Annotated in this window: 15 protein-coding genes; 5 read left to right on the top strand and 10 right to left on the bottom strand. The window is 74.5% G+C overall.

What is annotated here, in order from left to right; translation table 11 throughout:
* Nucleotides 1-56: 56 nt before the first annotated feature.
* From IH54_RS0111870 to IH54_RS0111860, 3 genes are all read left to right on the top strand, one after another.
* Nucleotides 57-1187 (top strand): XdhC family protein, encoded by a 1131-nt coding sequence (locus IH54_RS0111870; protein ID WP_031515711.1) that lies wholly within the window; start codon nucleotides 57-59, stop codon nucleotides 1185-1187.
* A gap of 88 nt (nucleotides 1188-1275) precedes the next feature.
* Complete coding sequence (locus tag IH54_RS0111865) at nucleotides 1276-1920, top strand: ArsR/SmtB family transcription factor (RefSeq protein ID WP_078862110.1); 645 nt, start codon at nucleotides 1276-1278, stop codon at nucleotides 1918-1920.
* Complete coding sequence (locus IH54_RS0111860) at nucleotides 1917-3203, top strand: MFS transporter (protein ID WP_031515707.1); 1287 nt, start codon at nucleotides 1917-1919, stop codon at nucleotides 3201-3203. The genes IH54_RS0111865 and IH54_RS0111860 overlap by 4 nt, the downstream gene beginning before the upstream one ends.
* A gap of 253 nt (nucleotides 3204-3456) precedes the next feature.
* On the opposite strand, the gene IH54_RS0111855 is transcribed toward IH54_RS0111860, so the two are convergent.
* Nucleotides 3457-5139 (bottom strand): DUF4132 domain-containing protein, encoded by a 1683-nt coding sequence (locus IH54_RS0111855; RefSeq protein WP_031515705.1) that lies wholly within the window; start codon nucleotides 5137-5139, stop codon nucleotides 3457-3459.
* A 410-nt stretch (nucleotides 5140-5549) separates the two neighbouring features.
* On the opposite strand from IH54_RS0111855, the gene IH54_RS0111850 reads away from it, so the two are divergent.
* Nucleotides 5550-6644, top strand: coding sequence for a winged helix DNA-binding domain-containing protein (locus IH54_RS0111850; RefSeq protein ID WP_031515703.1), 1095 nt, complete (start codon nucleotides 5550-5552; stop codon nucleotides 6642-6644).
* A gap of 136 nt (nucleotides 6645-6780) precedes the next feature.
* Here the strand turns inward: IH54_RS0111850 and IH54_RS0111845 are convergent, their stop codons facing one another.
* The 6 genes from IH54_RS0111845 to IH54_RS0111820 all read right to left on the bottom strand — a co-directional run bounded on the left by IH54_RS0111845 (nucleotide 6781) and on the right by IH54_RS0111820 (nucleotide 15297).
* Complete coding sequence (locus tag IH54_RS0111845) at nucleotides 6781-8721, bottom strand: sigma-70 family RNA polymerase sigma factor (protein WP_031515701.1); 1941 nt, start codon at nucleotides 8719-8721, stop codon at nucleotides 6781-6783.
* Nucleotides 8722-8845: 124 nt separating this feature from the next.
* On the bottom strand, nucleotides 8846-10270 hold the full coding sequence (locus IH54_RS0111840; protein ID WP_031515699.1) for a cellulose binding domain-containing protein: 1425 nt from the start codon (nucleotides 10268-10270) through the stop codon (nucleotides 8846-8848).
* Nucleotides 10271-10446: 176 nt separating this feature from the next.
* Nucleotides 10447-11967, bottom strand: coding sequence for a beta-N-acetylhexosaminidase (locus IH54_RS0111835; protein ID WP_420711731.1), 1521 nt, complete (start codon nucleotides 11965-11967; stop codon nucleotides 10447-10449).
* Between the two features lie 99 nt (nucleotides 11968-12066).
* A complete protein-coding gene (locus IH54_RS0111830) occupies nucleotides 12067-12948 on the bottom strand; it encodes a carbohydrate ABC transporter permease (RefSeq protein ID WP_052397317.1) in 882 nt (293 codons plus the stop codon).
* Nucleotides 12945-13928 (bottom strand): sugar ABC transporter permease, encoded by a 984-nt coding sequence (locus IH54_RS0111825; protein ID WP_324607775.1) that lies wholly within the window; start codon nucleotides 13926-13928, stop codon nucleotides 12945-12947. Before IH54_RS0111825 ends, IH54_RS0111830 begins: the two co-directional genes overlap by 4 nt.
* Nucleotides 13929-13998: 70 nt before the next feature.
* Nucleotides 13999-15297 carry an extracellular solute-binding protein gene (locus IH54_RS0111820; protein WP_234343464.1) on the bottom strand — a complete coding sequence of 433 codons (1299 nt, stop codon included), beginning with the start codon at nucleotides 15295-15297 and terminating at the stop codon, nucleotides 13999-14001.
* Nucleotides 15298-15559: 262 nt separating this feature from the next.
* On the opposite strand from IH54_RS0111820, the gene IH54_RS0111815 reads away from it, so the two are divergent.
* Nucleotides 15560-16405, top strand: coding sequence for a GntR family transcriptional regulator (locus IH54_RS0111815; RefSeq protein WP_031515689.1), 846 nt, complete (start codon nucleotides 15560-15562; stop codon nucleotides 16403-16405).
* Nucleotides 16406-16659: 254 nt separating this feature from the next.
* On the opposite strand, the gene IH54_RS0111810 is transcribed toward IH54_RS0111815, so the two are convergent.
* From IH54_RS0111810 to IH54_RS0111800, 3 genes are all read right to left on the bottom strand, one after another.
* Nucleotides 16660-18189, bottom strand: a complete 1530-nt coding sequence (locus IH54_RS0111810; RefSeq protein ID WP_031515687.1) for an MFS transporter — start codon at nucleotides 18187-18189, stop codon at nucleotides 16660-16662.
* Nucleotides 18190-18350: 161 nt separating this feature from the next.
* The gene (locus tag IH54_RS0111805) at nucleotides 18351-18977 is read right to left on the bottom strand and encodes a LysE family translocator (protein ID WP_052397316.1); all 627 of its coding nucleotides are present in this window, start codon (nucleotides 18975-18977) and stop codon (nucleotides 18351-18353) included.
* 393 nt (nucleotides 18978-19370) lie between these two features.
* On the bottom strand, nucleotides 19371-20171 hold the full coding sequence (locus IH54_RS0111800; protein ID WP_043180604.1) for a helix-turn-helix transcriptional regulator: 801 nt from the start codon (nucleotides 20169-20171) through the stop codon (nucleotides 19371-19373).
* Between the last annotated feature and the right edge of the window lie 89 nt (nucleotides 20172-20260).

Below are 20260 nucleotides of genomic sequence, written 5' to 3'. Positions count from 1 at the left end.
CCATTCCGTCCGACCACCCGCACGCAACGGCCCACCGGCCCGAGGAGGTGAGCGAGATGCTGGACATCGCGGCCGATCTGCACCGGTGGTGCGCCGCGGGCCGGCCCTTCGCCGTGGCGACGGTCGTGGCCGTCAGCGGCAGCGCGCCGCGGCAGCCCGGGGCCGCGCTCGCCGTGGACGAGGACGGCACCGCCGTCGGCAGCGTGTCCGGCGGCTGCGTCGAGGCCGACGTCTACCTGCTGTGCCAGGAGGCCCTGGCCGCAGGGGAGCCGGCGCGCCCGGTGCTGCGCCGCTACGGCTGGTCCGACGACGACGCCTTCGCCGTCGGCCTGACCTGCGGCGGCGAGATCGACGTCCTCGTCCAGCGCGTCGACCCCGCCGCCCGTCCCGAACTCGCCGCCGCCCTGGCCGCGTTCGCCGCCGACGAGGTGTCGGCGCTCGCCCGGATCGTGGCGGGCCCCGCCGGACTCCTGGGCCGCGCCCTCCTCGTACGCCCGGACCTGCCGTACGAGGGCGGCCTCGGCGACGAGCGGCTCGACGCCACCGCGGCCGCGCAGACCCGCGCGCTGCTCGCCGCCGGGCGCACCGGCACCTTCGTGATCGGCGCTGACGGCAGCCACTGCGGCGAGCCGCTGACGCTGCTGGCCGAGTCGAACGCCGCGCCGCCGCGGATGCTGGTGTTCGGGGCGACGGACGTCGCCGCGGCGCTGGCCCGCGCCGGGTCCTTCCTCGGCTACCGGGTCACGGTGTGCGACGCGCGGCCCGTCTTCACCACCCCGCGCCGCTTCCCGGACGCGGCCGAGGTGGTCGTCGACCACCCCGACCGCTACCTCGACGCCGAAGCCGCGGCAGGCCGTCTCGACGCCCGTACCGCGGTGTGCGTCCTCACCCACGACGCGCGCTTCGACGTACCCGTCCTGGCCCGCGCGCTGCGCCTGCCGCTCGGCTACGTCGGGGCGATGGGCTCGCGCCGCACCCACGCCGACCGGACGGCCCGGCTGCGCGCGGCCGGCGTCCCCACCGGGGCGCTGGCCCGGCTGCGCTCCCCGATCGGCCTCGGCCTCGGCGCCCGGACGCCGGAGGAGACGGCGCTGTCGATCACCGCGGAGATCCTGGCGTGCCGCACCGGCGCCTCGGGCATGCCGCTGACCGGCGCGTCGACGCCGATCCACGCCCTGCCCGCCTGACGCGGCAGTTCACCCGCGCGGCAGCGGGCACCGCCGTGTCCATGTTGCAGAGTTTCCTCTGCAGAGGATCCTCTGTAATATCGCCGCCATGCCAGACGCGACGACTCCTGACGCGACCGCTCCCGACGTGACGACGCCCGACGGGCCCGCCCCCGCGGCCACGCGCCCCACCCGCCGCCTCGACGCCCGCAGCCTGCGCGGGCTCGCCCACCCGCTGCGGATGAAGATCTTCGAACTCCTCAGCCTGGACGGCCCGGCCACCGCCACCACGCTCGCCGAGCGCCTCGGCGAGAACACCGGCACCGTCAGCTGGCACCTGCGCCACCTCGCCGAGCACGACTTCATCGAGGAGGAAGTCGGCCGCGGCACCAAGCGGGAGCGCTGGTGGCGCCGGGTGGACACCACGAACGAGCTGAACAGCGCCGACTTCCGGAACGACCCCGACAGCCGGGGCGCCTTCGGCGTCTACCTGCACGAGCTGCTGCACCAGTACTTCAACCGCGTCACGGCCTACGTCAACGAGGACTGGGACACCGTCTGGCGCAACGCCGGCACCATCGCGGACTGGCGCGACCTGCGCCTGACGCCCGACCAGCTGAAAGCGCTCAACGCGGAGCTCGCGGCCGTCGTCGCACGCCACACCCCGGCCCCCGGCGCCGAGGCCGCCCCGGACGCGCTTCCGGTCGTCGTGCAGTTGCAGTCGTTCCCCCGCAGGGCCCGGGGCACCGGATGAGCCGCGGGGGCCTGCTGCGCCGCCACCGCGACTTCCGCCTGCTGTGGTGCGGCGAGACCGCGGGCAAGTTCGGCGCCTCCGTCACCGGGGTGTCGATGCCGCTGGCCGCCGTGTCCACGCTGCACGCCGGGACGTTCGAGGTCGGGCTGCTGAGCGCCACCGCCTGGGCGCCCTGGCTGGTCATCGGCCTGCCGGTGGGCGCCTGGGTGGACCGGCTGCCGCGCCGCCCGGTCATGACGGCCTCGGCCGCGGTCTCCCTCGCGCTCTTCGCCGCAGCCCCCCTCGCAGCCCGGCTCGGGCTGCTGAGCCTCGGGCTCCTCCTCGCGGTGGCCCTGCTGGCCGGCACCGCGGCGGTCTTCTTCCAGACCGCCTGCACCGCCTACCTCCCCGCCCTCCTGGACCCCGCCGACCAGCCCGAGGGCAACGCCAAGCTGCACGGCAGCGCGTCCGCCGCGCAGTTCGCCGGACTCGGCTCCGGCGGCGTCATCGCGCAGCTCGCCGGGGCGGTGAACGGGCTGTTCGCCAACGCCGCGACCTTCCTCGTCTCCCTCCTCTGCCTGGCCGGCATCCGCCACCGCGAGCCCCGCGCCACCCGCGCACGACGCCGCGGATCGCTGGCCGACGAGGTCCGCGCGGGCCTGCGCCTCATCGCGGGAGACCCCTGGTTCCGCACCTTCGCCCTCTTCGGGGCCGCCTCCAACCTGGCCCTCATGGGCTACCAGTCCCTCCAGGTGGTCTTCCTCGTCCGCAGCGTCGGCCTGCCGCCCGGCCTCGTCGGGACGCTCATCGCCGCCACCAGCACCGGCGGCGTCGCCGGCGCCTTCGCCGCCCGCCGGGTCGCCCGCCGTATCGGCACCGCCCGCGCCACACTGCTCTTCGAGCTGGCCGTCCCCGTCCTCGCCCTGCTCATGCCCCTCACCACCCGCGGCGCCGGTGTGCTGCTCTTCGTGGCCGGCGGCTTCTGTGTCACCGCGGGCGTCGTCGGCGGCAACGTCATCAAGGCGAGCTTCCAGCAGCGCTACTGCCCGCCCGAGCTCCTCGGCCGCCTCACCGCGAGCTCCGCCTTCCTCGGCTACGGCACGATCCCCCTCGGCGCCCTCCTCGGTGGCGCTCTCGGCACGGCCCTGGGCCTGCGCGCCGCGATGACCCTCATGACCGCGGGCATCCCCCTCGCCGCCCTGATCCTCGCCTTCTCCCCGATCCGCACCGCCCGCGACCTCCCCGACCAACGACGCCCCCCGCAGGCCGGCCCGCGCCCGGCGGTGGCGGAGCAGCCGGTGTAGCCGCGACGGGGGCCCGACTCCGCCCGTCCCGTGGTGGCGCAAGCCGCGCCATCCCTCGGCCGCGCGGCGGCGGCAGCACCGCCGGTTCGGCCACCCGCGGCCCCAACTCCCCGCCCGGCGGGGGACGTCCTCCCGCGCGGTGCCCGAGCGTCGGGCGCGACCGCGCAGCGCCGACGCCGACCGGGGCCGGCGATCGTCCCTGGGGCGGCGGGAGTTGACGTGCGGAACCGGTCACCCCTGCAGCGCCCGCGCCCTACGCCGGCGGCGGCGCAAGCTGCGGGACCGGCTGGGTCACCCTGCGGCGGGCGAAGTCCGCGCGCCATGCCGCGACTTCGGCCGCGTCCGCGGTGTGCGGGTCCCAGAGGCGGACGACGGTCGTGCCGGCCAGAACGTGTGTCTGCCGCTGTACGTCGAGCAGCGCCCACCGCAGCCCCTCAGGGCGGGGGACGGGACGGCCCACCACCGCGCCGTCCGGCAGTTCCGCCTGCCACAGCACCGCGCGGCTCAGGGGCTCCAGGGCCGGGTCGTCCAGACAGGTCGCCACCCACCGGGCCACGGGCCGGCCCGGGTCGGCGTGCAGCCGCTCGCTCAGGCTTCCCCGGAACGCGGCGACCCGCGCCCGCACCTCCGCGAGCCGCACCCGCAGCGCCGCGTACTGCACCGGCAGTCGCTCCCGGACCCGTACCGGCACGCGCTGCACGGCCCCGCCCCGGGCGTCCCGGAAGCCCAGCGTGACCTTGCCGTCCGACCGGACCGCGAGGACGGCCGTGCAGCCGCCCAGCTCGTACCGCAGCCCGAGCCCCTCCCAGCTCGGCGGCGCCTGGCGTACGAGCCCCAACTCCTCCCGCGCGGCTGCCACCAGGGCCCGCGGCCGCCCGGCGGCCAGCACCCGGTGGTGCCGGCCGGTCCCCGGCTCCCCGGCGAGCGACGCCAGCGCGGCCAGACCCGCCCGCAGGAAGAACGCCTCCGCCTCCGGCCGGTCCCCGAGCGGACCTCCGGCGTGGTGCCGCAACGCCCGGCCCAACTCCCTTACGGGCAGCTCCTCGCCCGACACGCACGCGGCCCACGCCAGCGCCCCCAGCACCCGCGCCGACCCGTCCGCGAGGGGCCCGCGGTGCGCGTCGGCCTGCGCGCACCTCTGCGGCTCGCCGTGCCCCGCCGCGAGCAGCAGCCCCAGCGCCTCGCGCGCCGCCGCCGACCGGGCGAGCAGCTCACCGGCCGAGCCGAGCAGCCCGTAGCGCGGCCGCAGCTCCCGGACGCCGCCGCACCAGCGCAGCAGTGCCACCACGTCCTCCTCGTACGGGCCCGGCCCGAGCGCGCACCGCGCCGCCACGGCGTACGCGCCCGCGCTCCGCGGCAGCAGCGCCTCCAGCACGGCGTCCGGCGGGCACGCCTGCCGCAGCCGTGCGGTCACCCGCTCCCGCCCGCGCTGCGGCGCGCCCGTACCGCCGTGCTCCGCGCCCGCGAGCACGTGCGCCGTGCGCAGCAGCGGCCGCAGCGGTTCGCGCTCGGGCGCGGGGATTTCGGCCAGCGCCGCGAGGGGGAGGTGCAGGGCGTGCTCGCCGCCCGCGGCCCACGCCGTGGCCGGGGTGCCGGACCCGTCCGTCAGAGCCAGCTCCCACAGCTCCGTGACGCCCGCGACGTCCCACCCGCAGTGGGCGTCGCCCAGCGCTCTCGCGGTGGACCGGTCCCCGTCCTCGCAGGCCAGAGCGCGCCTGCGCCGCTGGATCCGGAGGGCGGCGGCCCTCCGCTCCTCCGCCGGCAGCCGCGCCACCGCGGCGGCGCTGTGCGCAGCCCCCACCGTGCGCGGGTCGGCGTCGTCCGCCGCCGCGGCCTTACGCGACCGCCGGGCGTCCTTCGCGGCTGCAGCCGCGAGCCGCTCCTCGTACGCCCCCTCACCCGCGGCCCTCCCGGCCAGACGCTGCCACAGCCCCATCCCGTCCTCCCTCCCCGCACCCGGCGTGCGGTGTGCGGTGTGCCTGCGGCGTGAGCCCCTGCCGCACCCGGCGTGCGGTGTGCGGTGTGCCTGCGGCGTGAGCCCCTGCCGTGCCCGCACCCGGCGGGCGGCGCCTCCGGCGGGGGGCTTCCCACCCCACCACCCGTGCGACTCGGACGTCGGCTCTCTGTCCCCCTGTGGGGCGCATTCGCCGTCGGGGGCGAGCCGCAGTCCCCGGGTTTCCCCACCCCCACCGGGCGGAACGCCGCCGCCGCGGCCGGAGTGGCCCCCGACCCACCCACAGGTGGCACCGGCAGACGGCCGAGCACCCGCACGGGCGGGCAGGGCGGGCACAGCAAAGGGAGGGACGCGGACCGCCCCTGTCCGCAAGGGTCCCTACCGTATGGACCATGCCCCTCAGCCAGCGCACGCTCAACCGCACGCTCCTCACCCGTCAGCACCTCCTCCACCGCGCCGGACCGGCAACCACCGCCGAAGACGTCGTCGCGCATCTGCTCGGCATGCAGTCGCAGGTGCCCACCTCCCCCTACCCGGGGCTGTGGACCCGGCTCGGCACCTTCGACGTCGCCGAGTTGGGGCGGCTGCTCACCGAACGCCGCGTCGTGCGGCTGGCGATGATGCGCAGCACCGTGCATCTGGTGACGGCTCAGGACGCGTTGCGGTTGCGGCCGTGGGTGGAGCCGATGCTGCGGCGGTCGTTCGCCGGCTCGCAGTGGGCGAAAGGCCTGGCGGGGGCGGACGAGGCCGCGCTGACGGCGGAGGGCCGCGCGCTGCTGCGCGAGAAGCCGCGCACACCCGCGGAGTTGCGCGCGGCGCTCGCCCCGCGGTTCCCGGCCGCGGACCCGGCGGCGCTGGTGAACGCGCTGCGCTCGTGGCTGCCGCTCGTGCAGTTGCCGCCCCGCGGGGTGTGGGGTGCGGGCGGGGAGACGACGTACGGCCTGCTGGACGAGTGGCTCGGGGCGGAGCCCGCCGAAGCGGCGGACTGCGCGGAGACGGTCCGCCGCTACCTCGCGGCCTTCGGCCCGGCCGCCCCGGCGGACCTCCAGAAGTGGTCGGGGCTGACGGGCCTGAAGTCCGCCTTCGCCGGGCTGGACCTGCGCACGTACACGACCGAGGACGGCCGGGAGCTGTACGACCTGCCGGAGGCCGAGTTGGCCGACCCGGACGTGCCCGTGACGGCGCGTTTCGTCGCGGACTTCGACAACGTCCTGCTGTCGCACGCGGACCGTACGCGTATCGTGCCGGAGGCGTACCGCACCCGCGTGATGACCGTGAACGGCATCGTGCGCGGCACGATCCTGGTCGACGGCTTCGTGGCCGGCACGTGGCGCTTCGTGCGGGCGAAGGGCACGGCGGCGGTGGAGGTCACGCACTTCGCCCCGCTGTCCCCGGCCGACCGCGGGTCGCTCACGTCCGAGGCCCTGCGCCTGCTGGCGACGACGGACCCGGATGCGAGGCCCGAGGTGACGTTCACGGCGGGATGAGGGCCGCCCCCGGACCCGGCGCGGAACCGTCCGCAACGTGCGGCGGTGTCGGCCCAGCGGTCCGGGGCCGGGGCCCGAGAGCTGTTCCCGTGAACGGCGTCCCGGGAACAGCTCCCGGAGAACAGCCACCGAGGTCCTACCTCGCCGACTCGAACGCCCGCCCCGCCGCCGTCTCGGCGGCCCCGCTGCGGAAGAGCCCGCTGCTCGGCTTCGTGTCGTCCGCCCCGAGGCCGAACCACGCGTAGCGCTGCAGGTAGGGCAGCCCGTCCAGCATCTTCGTCGCCGCCGTCACGAACGCGGCCTGCTGCGCGCCGGTCGGGAAGCGCGTGCCGTTCGAGAAGTCGATGAGGGCGAATTCGGTGAGCCAGATCGGCTTGTGGTAGCGGTCGTACACCGCCTGGAGGTAGGACTTGAGCTGGGCGACCGCCTCGGGGGTGCGGAAGTCGCCGCCGTACCAGTGCAGGGCGACGAAGTCGACGCGGTAGCCCTTCGACCGGGCCCCGGACATGAAGCGGTCCAGCCAGCCGCCCGGGGTGTCCCCGCCGTACGCGACGGCGGGGCTGCCCAGCACCTTCCCGCTGGACATGAGCTTCGGCCACAGCGAGAGTGCCTGGTCCACGGTCATGTCGGACTGGGCAGACATGTCGGGCTCGTTGAAGCCCAGCAGGTAGGGGCCGGCCTTCTTCGCCTGGGCGAGCGAGGCCGCGTCGGTGCTCGCCGGGCCCCAGATCATCGGGACGAATCCGGGGCCGCTGACGCCGCTGTGGTTCGTGGACCAGGTGTAGTACCAGCTCGCCCCGGACTTGCCGAGAGCGGAGTTCACCCCGTCGAAGGACCAGACGCCGACGCCTTTGCGGGTCGAGGACGCGGGGGCGGCGGGCGCCGCCTCGGCCGGGGCGTGGGTGGCGTCCTTGCGGGAGGGCGTGGGCGAGGAGGGGCCCAGGGTGGGCGTGGCCGTCGTGGGGGACGGTGCGGTGGTGGGCGGGACCGGCGGGGTGGTGCTGCTCGCCGCCGGGCGCGGCGTGGCGGAGGCGTCGGCGGCGGGGGCGGAGCCGCCGCCCCCGGAGAGGTGGACGGCGAGCAGCGCGCCCGCCGCGACCGCGGCGACGGTGCCGGCCGCGGCGCCGGTCACCCCGGCGGGTCCCTGCGGCAGCCGGGGCCTGGCCCGGTGTCCGTGCCGCGCACCGCTCCGGCGTGGGGGGTGCCCCGGAGCGGTGCGCGGGGCCGCGGCACGGGACGCGGCCTGGGTGGGGGGTATGTGCGCGGGGAGCGGCCCTCCGAGCCCGGGTCCGAGCCCGAGCCCGATCGGCACCGGCAGCAGCGGCAGCCCGCTCAGCAGCCGGTCCATCGGCAAAAGCCCGCCCGCCCGCGCGGTGCAGTCGGCGCAGCCGCGGATGTGCCGGGCGAGGCGTTTGCGCCACAGCGGGCTCGGCACCCCGTCCCATCCGGCGGCGGCGTGCCGCAGCCCGTCACAGGGCTGGGCGGCGCCGAGGGCGCGGACCACCGCGCGGGAGACGTCCAGTTGCTCCTTCATGCGCTGGACCTTGACGGCCGCGTGCTGCCTGGACAGGCCGAGCGCGTCCGCGAGTTCGGCGCGGCCGAGGTCGCCGGTCTCCTCCAGCCACCACAGCGCGAGCAGCGTGCGGTCGTCGCCGTCGAGCCAGCGGGTGGCCTCGGCGATCTCCCGGCGCTGGTCGGTGAGACCGAGCCGCAGGACGGTGAGGGCGGCGAAGTCGGAGGCGGGGTCGGGTATCAGCTCCGCGGCGTCCAGCGCCGTCTGCTGGTGCCAGAACGCCTTGCGGGCCTGCTCGCGGTCGCGGACCTGGCGTACGGCGATGGCCACCAGCCAGGAGCGGAAGGCCGCCGGGTCGCGCAGCCCGTCCAGGCCGCGGACGACCCGCAGCAGCGTCTCCTGCACCACGTCGTCGACGTCGTCGTGCCCGTCGAGCGCGCGGCCCACGATGTTGTAGACGAGCGGCAGGCACTGCGCGACCAGCCGGTCGAGCGCCTGCTGGTCGCCCGCCCGCGCGGCCGCCACCAGCGCGGGGTCGGGTCCGGCACGGCCGTCTGCGCGCATGCTGCTCCGCTCCGATCTTCCGTCGTCCATGTCCGCGGGGCGCCGTCCGTACGGCGCTCCCCCCGGACAGGAGACGGTGCCACGCCCGGCGGATAACGGAAACCCGCCGGGCGCGGCGGACGGTTCACGGACTGGGCACGGTGTCCGTGAAGGCGGTCCCTGCCGTCCGGTAGCCGGCGACCCGGCTGCTGACCTGCGCGGGGGTCAGCACCTGGTCCTTGACGAAGACGACGTAGTCGACCTGCTCGTGGTAGGAGCGGGAAGTGCTGCCGGTCTGGCCCGCGAGGTCGATGAGCCAGTGGTTGAAGTCGATCCACTGCGGCGTCTCGGGCAGGTACGGCTCGCCGTGCGTCGCGACGGCCTGGCCGTCGATGTAGTAGGTGATGTTCGCGTTGTCGATGGTGATCTGGAGGTCGTGCCAGCCGTTCAGGCTCCCGTACTGCTGCCCGTGGGTGTTGACGGCGTTCCACGGGTCGGGGTTGTACGTCTCCCAGGACGTCTCGTACATGATGTTCTGCGTCTCGCCCCAGCCGCCGTTGGGCAGGTACTCGAAGTCCTGCTCGCTGTAGTCGGGGTCCATGGGCGTGTTGAGCGGGGTGAAGGTGAAGAAGGTCTGGTTGATGTGGTCGCCGTCCGGGCCGCTGTCCGGGGAGTCGCCGAAGCGGACCCGGGCCGCGTACGTGCCGTTCTTGAACTTCCGTGCGGTGGTCTGGAGTTCGGTCTCCCGGGTGCCTGACGCGGTGCCGTCCGTGGTGAGCTTGAGGTCCATGACGCGGTTGCTGCCGTCGGCGGCGAAGGTGATGTCGCCCGGCGACCAGGTCGCGCCCGCAACACCCGGGCCGCCCTGGCCGGACTTGACCGTCCAGCCGTGCTGCGAGAGGGCCGCGTCGGAGCTGGAGTTGTAGGAGAAGTCGTCGAAGAGCGCGGGCGCGCCCGGGTTGTCGCCGCCGCCCCCGGAGGTGGGCGGGGTCGTCGGCGGGGTGGTGGGCGGCGAGGTGGGGTCGTTGCCCGCGGGCGCGGTGCCGAAGACGGCCGAGCCGTTCTCCTGCACGGTGATCTTCGGCCAGTTCGCGTACGAGGTCTGGCCGGCGCCGAAGGAGTAGTCGTCGGACTGCGTGAGAGTCTGCCAGTCGGCGCGGTAGAAGCGCAGCTGCATGTCGCCGGTGCTCTGGCCGGGGGCGAGGGAGCCGGCGCCCGAGGTGAAGCCGATCTCCAGGTAGCGGTCGGCGGTCGCGGTGGGGTTGGCGAGGGTGCCGAAGGTGCCGGTGATGTTCGCGCAGCCCTTGACGGCCCAGGAGCACGCGAAGCGGTAGGAGAGGGAGGGGCCGTCGGACTTGAAGTAGTACCGCAGGGTGACCTGGCTGAGCGGTACGGACGCGGCTCCGGTGTTGGTGACCTGGAGCCAGGGCTCGGACTGGTCGGCGGTCGCTCCCGTCGCGCTGGTCCGGTACTGCGCGGTCAGCGCGTCCTGTGCGGCGGAGGCGGGCAGCGCGGTGAGGGCCGCGCAGCCGAGCCCGGCGGCCGCGCACAGCGCCATGGCGGCGCGCATGCGGACCGGGCGGCGGCGTGCGGTGCGTGCGGTGGTGCTTCGTGCGGTCGTACCTGACACGGTGATCCCTTTCCAGTGGGGTGGGTGGGTCCGGTGGGTCACGTGGCCCGAGGGGGAGGGAGGTGCACGCCGGGCCGGGGGCCCGGCGGGTCGAGGGGCCGCGCGCGTCCGGCGGCTCAGCGCGGGGACGCCGGGGACGCGGTCGCGGGGGTGCCGCCGGGGTCGCGGCGGTGGTGCACGCGCAGCGCGTCCAGCCGGGACTGGTGGGCGTGCAGCGCGGGGCGGAAGTCGGCGCTCCAGCGGCTCGCCGGGTTCCACGCCCGGTCGGCGAGCGCGGCCAGCCGCGGGAAGGCGAGGTATTCGGCCTGGGCGGTGGTGGTCACGTACTCCGTCCAGAGCTGCCCCTGTGTGCCGAGCACCCGGGCGGCGGCCTCCGGCTCCCAGCCGGGCGGCACCGCGTCCGCGGCGTGCACCGCGCGCAGGTCCAGCACCCCGCCCGCCTGGCCGGGCGGCTCGTCGGGGCCGGTGGCCTGCGGGTAGTCGAGGTACGTCGAGCGGTAGGGCGTCATGACGACGTCGTGGCCGCGCCGGGCGGCGGCGAGCCCGTGGTCGGTGTCCCGCCACGGCATGACGGTGAAGCCGGCGGGCGGCGCGCCCGAGTCCTCCGCCCAGCACACCGGGAGCCTGCCCTGCGCCAGCAGGAAGTCGCCGACCTGGCCGAGGAACCAGCCGTGCAGCGCCTTGGGCGACTCCAGGCCCAACCGCGCCGCCCGCTCGCGCGCCGCGGTGCCGGTCTCCCACTCGGTGACGGGGCATTCGTCGCCGCCGATGTGCACGTAGCGGGACGGGAAGACGTCCAGCACCTCGCCGAGCACCGTGCGGCAGAAGTCCAGAACCTCGTCGTGGACGCCGAGCACGGTGTCGCACACGCCCCACTCGGTCCACACGTCCAGCTGCCGCCCGGGCACGTTGCCGAGTTCCGGGTACGCCGCGAGCGCCGCGCGGGTGTGCCCCGGCATCTCGATCTCCGGCACCACGGTGACCCCGCGCTCCGCTGCGTACGCGACCAGGCCGCGCAGCTCGGCCGCGGTGTAGGCGCCCTCGTGCGGCACGGGGCCGCCGCGCCGCCCGCCGACCTCGGTGAGCCGCGGGAAGGCGGCGACCGGCATCCGCCAGCCCTGGTCGTCGGTGAGGTGCAGGTGCAGCACGTTGAGCTTGTGGAAGGCCAGCAGGTCGGTGAAGCGGCGCAGGAAGGACACCGGGAGGAAGTGCCGGGCGACGTCCAGCATCGCGCCGCGCCAGGGGTGGCGCGGCACATCGGTGATCTGCACGCCGGGGATGCGCCACGGCACACCCGCCACCGGCTGTGCCGCCAGCGCCTCGGGCGGCAGCAGTTGGCGCAGCGTCTGCACGCCCCGCAGCAGACCCGCCGGGCGGGCCGCGCGCAGCAGCACCGCGTCGGGGCCGACGGTCAGCCCGTAGCCCTCCTCGCCGAGCCCGCCGAGCATGTCGTCGACGACCAGCACGACGTTGCCGGCCGGGGAGAGCCGCAGCGGCAGCCCGGTGGCGGGCGCGAGGAGCGTGCGCAGCAGCCGGGCGGCGCCGGCGGCGGGGCCGTCGGCCCGCACCGCGGTGGACGCGTCGAAGGTGAAGTGGCCGGGGATACGGGCGTATTGGGTGGGGTGCGGGATGATCACGGCAGTCGCTCTCCAGGGCAGGGCGGGGCGCGCGCTCGGCGGGGGAGCGCGGGACAGGGGCGTACGGAAGGGGCCGGGCGTGCGGCGGCGGGGGAGGGGTCAGCCCTTGACGGCTCCCGCGGTCATGCCCGAGGTCACCCGGTTCTGGAGCAGCAGGAAGACCACCAGCACCGGCAGCATGAACAGCGACGAGGCGGCCATCGTGGCGCCCCAGTCCGTACCGAAGACGTTGCTGAACGACGCCAGCCAGACCGGCAGCGTGCGGGCGTCCTGGTTCTTGATGATCAGCGTGTTGGCGAAGGCGAACTCGTTCCACGCCGTGATGAAGCCGAACAGCGACGTCGACAGCAGCCCGGGCGCCAGCAGCGGGAAGGTCACCCGGCGGAAGGCGGCGGGCCGGGTGCAGCCGTCGACCTGCGCGGCCTCCTCCAGCTCCACCGGGATCGCGGCGAGGAAGCCGCGCAGCGTGACGATGGTGAAGGGCAGCGTCGTCATGAAGTAGACCAGTGTCAGCATCGACAGCTTGTCGAGCATGTCGGTGTCCCGCGCGATCACGTACATCGGGATCAGCAGCGCCTCCCACGGCGCCATCTGCGCGACGAACACCATCAGCAGGAAGGCGCGCCGCCCGCGCCAGCGCATCCGGCCGACCGCGAAGGCCGCGAGCAGCGCCACCACCAGCGACATCAGCACCGCGCCGAGCGTCACGGTGAGGCTGTTGCGCCAGAAGGTGCCGAAGCCGGGGGAGTCCACGGCGGTGCGGAAGTGCGCGAGCGTGGGGCGCAGGGGCAGGAAGGACGGGGTGTCGGACTGGATGTCGGCGGACGGCTTGAAGGCGGTCACCACCATCCAGTAGACGGGGAAGACGGAGATCGCCACGGTGAGCAGGGCGGCCAGGTTGAGGGGCAGCCGGCCCGCGCGCGGCCGGCGGCGGAGCGTCCGCTGCGCACGTGGCGCCTTACCAGTGGTCCAAGCGGTCACAGCGCGCCCTCCTGGTGGAACATCCGGCGCAGGTTGAACACGAGCGCGCCGAGCAGGATCAGTACGGTCAGGGTGGAGACGGCCGCGCCCAGGTCGTACTTGTGCAGGCTCTGGGCGATCTGGAAGGCGTAGACCGGCAGTGTCGTCGTGGCGCCGTTCGGGCCGCCCTCGCTCATCACCCAGATCTGCGTGAAGGCCTTGGCGCACCAGATCACTTCGAGCGAGGTGACGAGCGCGAACAGCGGCCGCAGCATCGGGAAGGTCACCAGTCGGAAGGACTGCCAGGCGCCCGCACCGTCGATCCGCGCCGACTCGTACAGCTCCGCCGGGATCGTCGTCAGGCCGCCGTAGAGGGTCAGCGCCGCGAAGGGCACGGACTGCCACACCACGAGGACCACCAGGATCGCGAAGGTGGCCGTGCCGTGCGCGAACCACGAGTAGTCCCGGTAGGAGTCGAAGCCCAGCTTGACCAGTGCCCAGTTGACCACTCCGAAACGGGACTGGAAGAGCCACTGGAAGATGGTGGTGGCGGCGATGACCGGGGTCGCCCAGGTCAGCACCAGCCCGCTCATCACCGCCAGCCGCATCCGCTTGCCGAGCCGGACGAGCATCAGCGCCACCAGCGTGCCCAGCACCATGATCAGCACGACGTCCAGCGCGGTCCACCACACCGTGCGCCGCACGACCGTCCAGAACTCCGGATCGTCCAGCACCGCCCGGTAGTTGGCGAAGCCGGCCCAGGTGGCGCCGCCGCGGATCAGCTCCCCGAGGCCGAAGTGCTGGAAGGACATCACGATGTTCCTGACCAGTGGATAGGCCAGCAGGAACACCGCTCCCACCACGGTCGGGGCGACCAGCAGGTACGGCCAGAGGGCGGCGGCCGCCCGGCCCCGCCGGCGGCCCTTCCGGGCCCGCGGCGGCGCCGGCGGCGGATCCATGACGGCCGGCCGTGGAGCGGCGGCGGAGCGGGCGGTGGACACGGGGACTCCTCGGGGTGTCGGCGGGGCGGGGCCGGGTCCGGGCGGGCGGCCCGGACCTGCGGGCGGGCGGTCAGGAGGCGGACGCGAGGGCCTTGTCGATCGCGTCGTCCGCGGTCTTCGCGGCGGCCGCCGGGTCGGCGCCGGTGAGCACCTGCGTCATGTACTGCTTGATCGGGTTGTTCGCCTCGACCGCGGCCCAGTTGGGGGAGTTGGGCGTGGCATGGCCGTTCACCGCGCCGGCCGCCATGACCGACGCGCCCGGGTTGCCGGCCAGCACCGAGCCGAGCGAGGTGCGGTTGGGCACGTAGCTCATCGCCTTGGCCATGTCGGTCTGGAAGTCCGTGCCGGCCAGCGCCTTGACCACCTGGTAGGCCTGGTCCTGGTGCCGGGACGCCGCCGGGATCACCAGGTCGGAACCGCCGGTGAAGACCGCGCCGGGCTTGTCGGCGGTCTTGCCCGGGATCGTGAAGAAGCCGATCTTGTCCTTCATCGCCGGGTTGGCCTGCTCGATCACCGCGGCGCCGCCGGGCACCGAGATGATCTGCGCGGTCCTGCCCTTGGCGAAGACGTCCGCCTGCAGCGGCTTGGCCTCGTCGGAGTCCTTGGGGCCCTTCCCGAGCGCCTGGAGCTGCTGGTAGAAGGCCATGCCCGCCTGCGCCTGCGGGGTGCCCAGGGCGCCCTTCCAGGAGTCGCCGTCCTTGACCGCCAGGTCGCCGCCCTCGTCCCAGACGAAGCCCGCGAGCGCGTACCAGGTCTGGCCGGGCAGGTAGATGCCTTCGTTGCCGCCGGTGTTGAGCTTGGTGGTGTCCTGGATCCACTCCTCGCGGGTCTTCGGCGGCGCGGAGATGCCGGCCTTGGCGAAGAGGTCCTTGTTGTAGATCACCACGCGGTTGGCGGCGTACCACGGCACGCCGTACTGCTTGCCGTCGATCTTGCCCGGGTCGGCGAGGCCCGGGATCCAGTCCGAGCCCTGGAGGTCGGCGACCTTCTCCGTGAGGTCCGTGACGCCGCCGCTGGCCGCGTACTGGGCGACCTGGGTGTTGCCGACCTCGATCACGTCCGGGGCGTCCTTGCTGGCCAGGGCGCTGATGATCTTCTGGCCGATGCCGTCCCACTGCTGGATCTGGATGTCGAGGGTGACGCCCTTGTGCGCGGCCTCGTAGCCGGTCTTGAACCGGCTGACCACCGCGTCCGACATGCTGTCCTGCATGAACCACACGGTGAGCTTCGCCGGGGAGTCCGAACCTCCCGCGGAGCCGGGGGACTTGCCGTCGTCGTCGGAGGAGGAGCCGCAGGCGGTCAGGCTCAGGGCGGCCGCGAGGGCGAGCGCGGCGGCGGGGAGAAGTCGGGATCTCACAGGAGAACTCACGGGGGTGTCACCTCGGAAGCGCAGGGCTGGTGTTTACCACTTACACGTGGTCTAGAGCTGTGCGCCGAAGGTGGCATAGACCACTGGTCACGTCAAGGCCCTGTGCGCGGCCCGAAAATCGGGTCGTATACGGTCGTGTCCTGCGCTGTGGCAGCTCACAGCGGCTGGCGCGCTGGTCAACATCTGGATAACCTCGGCGGACGAGGGTGGACAAGCCACCGCCGGAGTGCCGACGGGGTACTGACGGGAAGGGACACACGTCATGGTGAGCGAGCCGTCGCGATCCGCGGTGAAACGCGAACGGGTCCGCGACTACCTGATGGAACTCGTCGAGTCCTGCGCCCCCGGCGACCCGATCCCCTCGGAACGCACGCTGTGCGAGCAACTCGGCGTCTCCCGGCCGACGTTGCGCTCCGCGGTGGACGAACTGGTCACGACCGGGCTGCTGGTGCGCGAGCACGGCCGCGGGATGTTCGTCGCCCGCGCCAAGATCACCCAGGAGCTCGCCCCGGCCCGTGACGCCTACCGCCTGCCGCAGGCGTCGGGCACGTGGGCCAGCCGCGTCCTGGAGTTCACGACCGTGCAGGCGGGCGCGCGCGTCGGCCGCCGGCTGCACATCTCACCGGCCGCGGAGATCACGTACATCGCGCGGCTGCGGCTCGTCGACGACGAGCCCATGGCCATCGAGTACCTGCACGTGCCCGCCGCGATAGTGCCCGGGCTCGGCCCCGGCGACATGGAGTCCGGGGACTTCTACGACTTCCTGCGGGAGCGGCACGGGGTGCGGGTGCACGAGGCCGTGCAGTCCATCGAGCCGACCGTCACCAACGAGGAGGAGGCCCGGCTCATCGGGGTGCCGGTGCTGTCTCCCGCGCTGCTCTTCGAGCGGCTCACCAAGGACGTGGACGGGCGGCCGGTGGAGTACGTGCACTCCGTCTACCGCGGCGACCGCTACCGCATCGTCTCCCGGCTCGCCCTCGGCGACAGCCCCCCCGCGGCCGGCCCGCGGCTGTCCGCGGCCCAGCACCACCCCGGCATGCCCCCGGGCGACCTCCCCGCCCGCCGCGAGGTCCCCGCGACCACCTCGGGGGACGTGCAGCCGGGGTAGCCCCTCAGGCCGTCCGGGACGCGCCCGCCGGGCACGGGAAGAGCAGCGGGTCCACCGTGGCAGCGGTGCGCGGACGCGAGACCGCCCCGCCGGCGCGCGGGGGACGCGACCGGCGGGGCGGTGGTGTGTTGGGGGGCCGGTGATGCCGGGTGTCCCGTCCCCACGATGACCCGGCTGCCGGCCCCCGGCCCGGCGCCGCCCGCTCGGTCGGCACCGGGTGTTCCGGGAGCCCGGGGCGCACGCGCCCCGGGGGCTCACATGTGGACGGCCTTGACCGCCTCGCCGTCGGCCGGCTGGGTGCGCCCGCTGCGGTACATGAACGCCGCGAGGATGCCGCCGACCAGGAAGAAGCCCGCCGACCACCAGTAGGCCGTGGCGTAGCTGTGCAGCGCCGCGTTCGCCTTCGCCATCGGGCCGGTGTGGTCGGCCAGGTACGCGGTCAGCGCGCTGGCGGCCAGCGTGTTCAGCAGGGCGGTGCCGATCGAACCGCCCACCTGCTGCATGGTGTTGACGGCCGCGGAGGCCACGCCCGCGTCCTGCTCGGCGATCCGCTCGGTGGCCACGCTCATCGCGGCGGGCATCACCAGGCCGATGCCGAAGCCGGTCACCAGCAGCGGCGGCAGCACGTTCGCGGCGTAGCTGCTGGTCAGGCCGAGGTCGGTCATCCAGGCCATGCCGACGGCCGCCAGCAGCATGCCGCTCGTCACGATCCAGCGCGGGCCGAACTTCGGCAGCAGCGTGTTCGTGGTGAGCTGTGCCGCGACCATCAGGGCGCCGATCATCGGCAGGAACGCCAGACCGGTCTTGACCGCGTCGTACCGCAGGGTCAGCTGGAGGTAGTACGTCAGGAAGAGGAAGACGCCGAACATGCCCGCGCCGGAGATCGCCAGCACCGTGAAGGAGGCGCCGCGGTTGCGGTCCAGCAGGACGCGCATCGGCAGCAGCGGGTGCGCGATCCGGGTCTGCCACCAGCTGAAGACGGCCACCAGCAGCGCGCCACCGGCCAGGAAGCCCCAGGTCAGCGGGGAGCTCCAGTCGTGCGTCTCGGCGTTGGAGAAGCCGTAGACGATGCCGAAGAGGCCGACGGTGACCAGCAGGGTGCCGGGGACGTCCAGCCGCTGCCGGTCGGCGGGCGCGCCCTTGCGCAGCAGCATCATGCCGCCGATGAACGCGACGACCGCGAAGACCAGGTTGACGTAGAGCGTCCAGCGCCAGTTGAGGTTCTTGGTCAGCACGCCGCCGAGCAGCAGGCCGACACCGCCGCCGGCGCCGGCGATGGCGCCGTAGATGCCGAACGCCTTCGCGCGCTCCTTCATGTCGGTGAAGGTCGTGTTGAGCAGCGACAGTGCCGCGGGCGCCAGCAGGGCGCCGAACAGGCCCTGGAGGGCGCGCCCGGTGACCAGCACCTCGAAGTTCTGGGCGGCACCGGCCAGCGCGGAGGCGCCCGCGAAGCCGACCACGCCGACGAGGAAGACGATTCTGCGGCCGATGAGGTCCGCGAGCCGGCCGCCGACGAGCAGGAGCGAGCCGAAGGACAGCGAGTAGGCGGTGACGATCCACTGCCGGTTGCCGTCGGAGAACTTCAGGGCCTCCTGGGCGGAGGGCAGGGCGATGGTCACGACGGTGGCGTCGAGCACCACCATGAGCTGGGCGATGGCGATGACGGCCAGGACCCACCAGCGGTGGTTGGGCCGCTCGGTGGGCGCGGGCGCGCCGCCGGAGGTGCCCGGCGAGGACTTCGTGAGCCGGTCGACGGGGACGTCGGCCGCGGACTGGGATGACATCAGGCGGAGCTCCCGGGCTGGGACGTAGGGCTGTACGGCTGTACCGCAGGAAGAACGAAACGGTTTCGTACTCGAACGACGTTACGTCCGCCCTTATCGAAACGCAAACGTTTCGCTGACGCCCGGTGTGTGCGCCTGGTCACATGCCCCGTGACCAGGTCCTACGAGTCGGCGCGCCCCGTCACGGCGACCGCCACGCCCAGGCCGATCATCGCCAGGCCGCCCGTCCCGCCCACCGCCGCGAGCCGCCGCGGGGACGAGGCGAACCACGTGCGCGCGGCCGACGCGGTCAGCGCCCACATGCTGTCGAAGAGCAGTGCGATGACCGTGAACACGAGGCCGAGCAGCAGCATCTGCTCGTGCACGCGGCCCGCGCCGCGGTCCACGAACTGCGGCAGGACGGCGGCGAAGAACACCATCGTCTTGGGGTTCGTGGCACCCACGACAAAGCCTTCCCACAGCGTACGCACATCGCTGCGGCGGGTCGCCGGGGCCCCCTGCGCGGAGTCCTCCCCGCTCATCGCCCCGGCCAGCACCCGGCGCTGCCGGAAAGCCTTCACGCCGAGGAACACCAGGTAGGCCGCGCCGGCCAGCTTGAGCGCGGCGAACAGCGCGACGGAGCGCGACACGATCTCGCCCAGGCCGATCGCGACGGTCGCGCTCAGCACGTAGGCGCCGATGGCGTTGCCCAGCACGCTTCCCAGGGCGGTGCGCCGCCCGTGCGCGAGTGCTCGTCCGAGCACGAACAGGACGCTCGGTCCGGGGATCAGGACCAGCACGACCGACATCGCGGCGAAGCCGCCAATCCTTTCGAGGCTCACGCGGCGCACGCTACCCGCCCCCGCATGCGGCGCGCGCCCCGTTTTTCGCACCGGCTGCCCCGTGCGGTGGCTTGCGCGAGCCCCCGCCGGTGGATGGCCGGTCGCGCAGTTCTCCCCCCAGGCTCCGCCCGGGAGGTGCCCCACGCGCCCCTGATGGTTGCCCCTGCGGGAGGAGGGTGAGCGTTTTCAGGGGCGCGGGGAACTGCGCGACCAGCCGCGACGAAAGGGACGGTCCCGGGACGGCAGGAAGCGGCAGCCCGCAGGGCTGGAAGCGGGCCCGCGCGGCTCGCGGGGCGGCGGCAGCCCGCAGGGCTGGAAGCGGGCCCGCACGGCTCGCGGGGCGGCGGCAGCCCGCGAGGGCTAGGGCAGAAGCCCCGAGCGGCGGGCCGAGGTCACCGCCTCGAGACGGGTGTGCGCCCCGAGCTTGCGCATCGCCGACCTCAAGTAGGACTTGACCGTTTCCGGCTGGAGCCGCAGCCGCGCAGCGGCCCCCGCGTTGGTCGCGCCCGAGGCGATCGCCGCGAGAACGTCCAGCTCGCGGGCGGTGAGCTGCACCACCGGCGCCCGCTGCGCCGGCACTCCCGGCACCGCTGCCGACGCCAGCCGCGCGCACGCGGCCAGCAGCTCCCGCCGCAGCTGCGGGTCGCCGATGCGGACGGCGAGCCCGCGCAGCTCGCGGTGCGCGTCGCGGACCTCCTCCCAGGCCCGCGGGTTGGCCGTGACGACCGGCGGCTGGCAGGACGCCAGCAGTCGCCGCGCCTCGTCCCGCGCCACGATCGCCTGCTCCAGGTCCCGCGCGGCGTCCATCGCGGCGGCGAGCGGGCGGTCGCCGATCATGCAGGCCTCCCGCAGCGCCCCGTAGAGCACCCCGCGGACCTGGCGGTGGACGACGATCGGTACGGCGAGCACCGAGCGCAGCCCCTCGCCGGCGACGGCGGCGTCGTACTCGTGGCTGATGGTGCGCGAGGAGCCGTAGTCGGTGACGGCGTACGGCCGCCGCAGGGCGAGCGTCTTGCCGCCGAGGCCGTTGCCCGTGCGCACCTGCAGCCCGCGCAGCGACTCGGTGTCGGCGCCGGACAGCTCGGTGATCCGGAAGAACGCCGCACCGGGCTGCGACACCAGCCCGCCGAAAGTCACGGGCAGCATGGCTGACCTGCGCATCCGCAGGAGTGCTGCCCGTACGTCCACGGCTTCTCCGGCACTGCCGTCCACCGCGCCACCTCCTCACCCCCGTCCGGGGGTAGTGAGAC

This window comes from Streptomyces sp. NRRL F-5123 (assembly GCF_000721495.1).
Lineage (GTDB): Bacteria > Actinomycetota > Actinomycetes > Streptomycetales > Streptomycetaceae > Actinacidiphila.
The sequence above is the reverse complement of the archived record's forward strand: the minus strand, read 5'-3'. Positions and strand labels throughout refer to the sequence as shown.

What these genes read in the sequence shown, in the direction of transcription:
- IH54_RS0111860 (WP_031515707.1), top strand. Translation starts at nt 1,917, where the DNA reads ATGAGCCGCGGGGGCCTGCTGCGCCGCCACCGCGACTTCCGCCTGCTG.
- IH54_RS0111815 (WP_031515689.1), top strand. Translation starts at nt 15,560, where the DNA reads ATGGTGAGCGAGCCGTCGCGATCCGCGGTGAAACGCGAACGGGTCCGC.
- IH54_RS0111865 (WP_078862110.1), top strand. Translation starts at nt 1,276, where the DNA reads ATGCCAGACGCGACGACTCCTGACGCGACCGCTCCCGACGTGACGACG.
- IH54_RS0111840 (WP_031515699.1), bottom strand. Translation starts at nt 10,270, where the DNA reads ATGCGCGCCGCCATGGCGCTGTGCGCGGCCGCCGGGCTCGGCTGCGCG.
- IH54_RS0111870 (WP_031515711.1), top strand. Translation starts at nt 57, where the DNA reads ATGCTGGACATCGCGGCCGATCTGCACCGGTGGTGCGCCGCGGGCCGG.
- IH54_RS0111850 (WP_031515703.1), top strand. Translation starts at nt 5,550, where the DNA reads ATGCCCCTCAGCCAGCGCACGCTCAACCGCACGCTCCTCACCCGTCAG.
- IH54_RS0111855 (WP_031515705.1), bottom strand. Translation starts at nt 5,139, where the DNA reads ATGGGGCTGTGGCAGCGTCTGGCCGGGAGGGCCGCGGGTGAGGGGGCG.
- IH54_RS0111810 (WP_031515687.1), bottom strand. Translation starts at nt 18,189, where the DNA reads ATGTCATCCCAGTCCGCGGCCGACGTCCCCGTCGACCGGCTCACGAAG.
- IH54_RS0111845 (WP_031515701.1), bottom strand. Translation starts at nt 8,721, where the DNA reads ATGCGCGCAGACGGCCGTGCCGGACCCGACCCCGCGCTGGTGGCGGCC.
- IH54_RS0111805 (WP_052397316.1), bottom strand. Translation starts at nt 18,977, where the DNA reads ATGTCGGTCGTGCTGGTCCTGATCCCCGGACCGAGCGTCCTGTTCGTG.
- IH54_RS0111800 (WP_043180604.1), bottom strand. Translation starts at nt 20,171, where the DNA reads ATGCGCAGGTCAGCCATGCTGCCCGTGACTTTCGGCGGGCTGGTGTCG.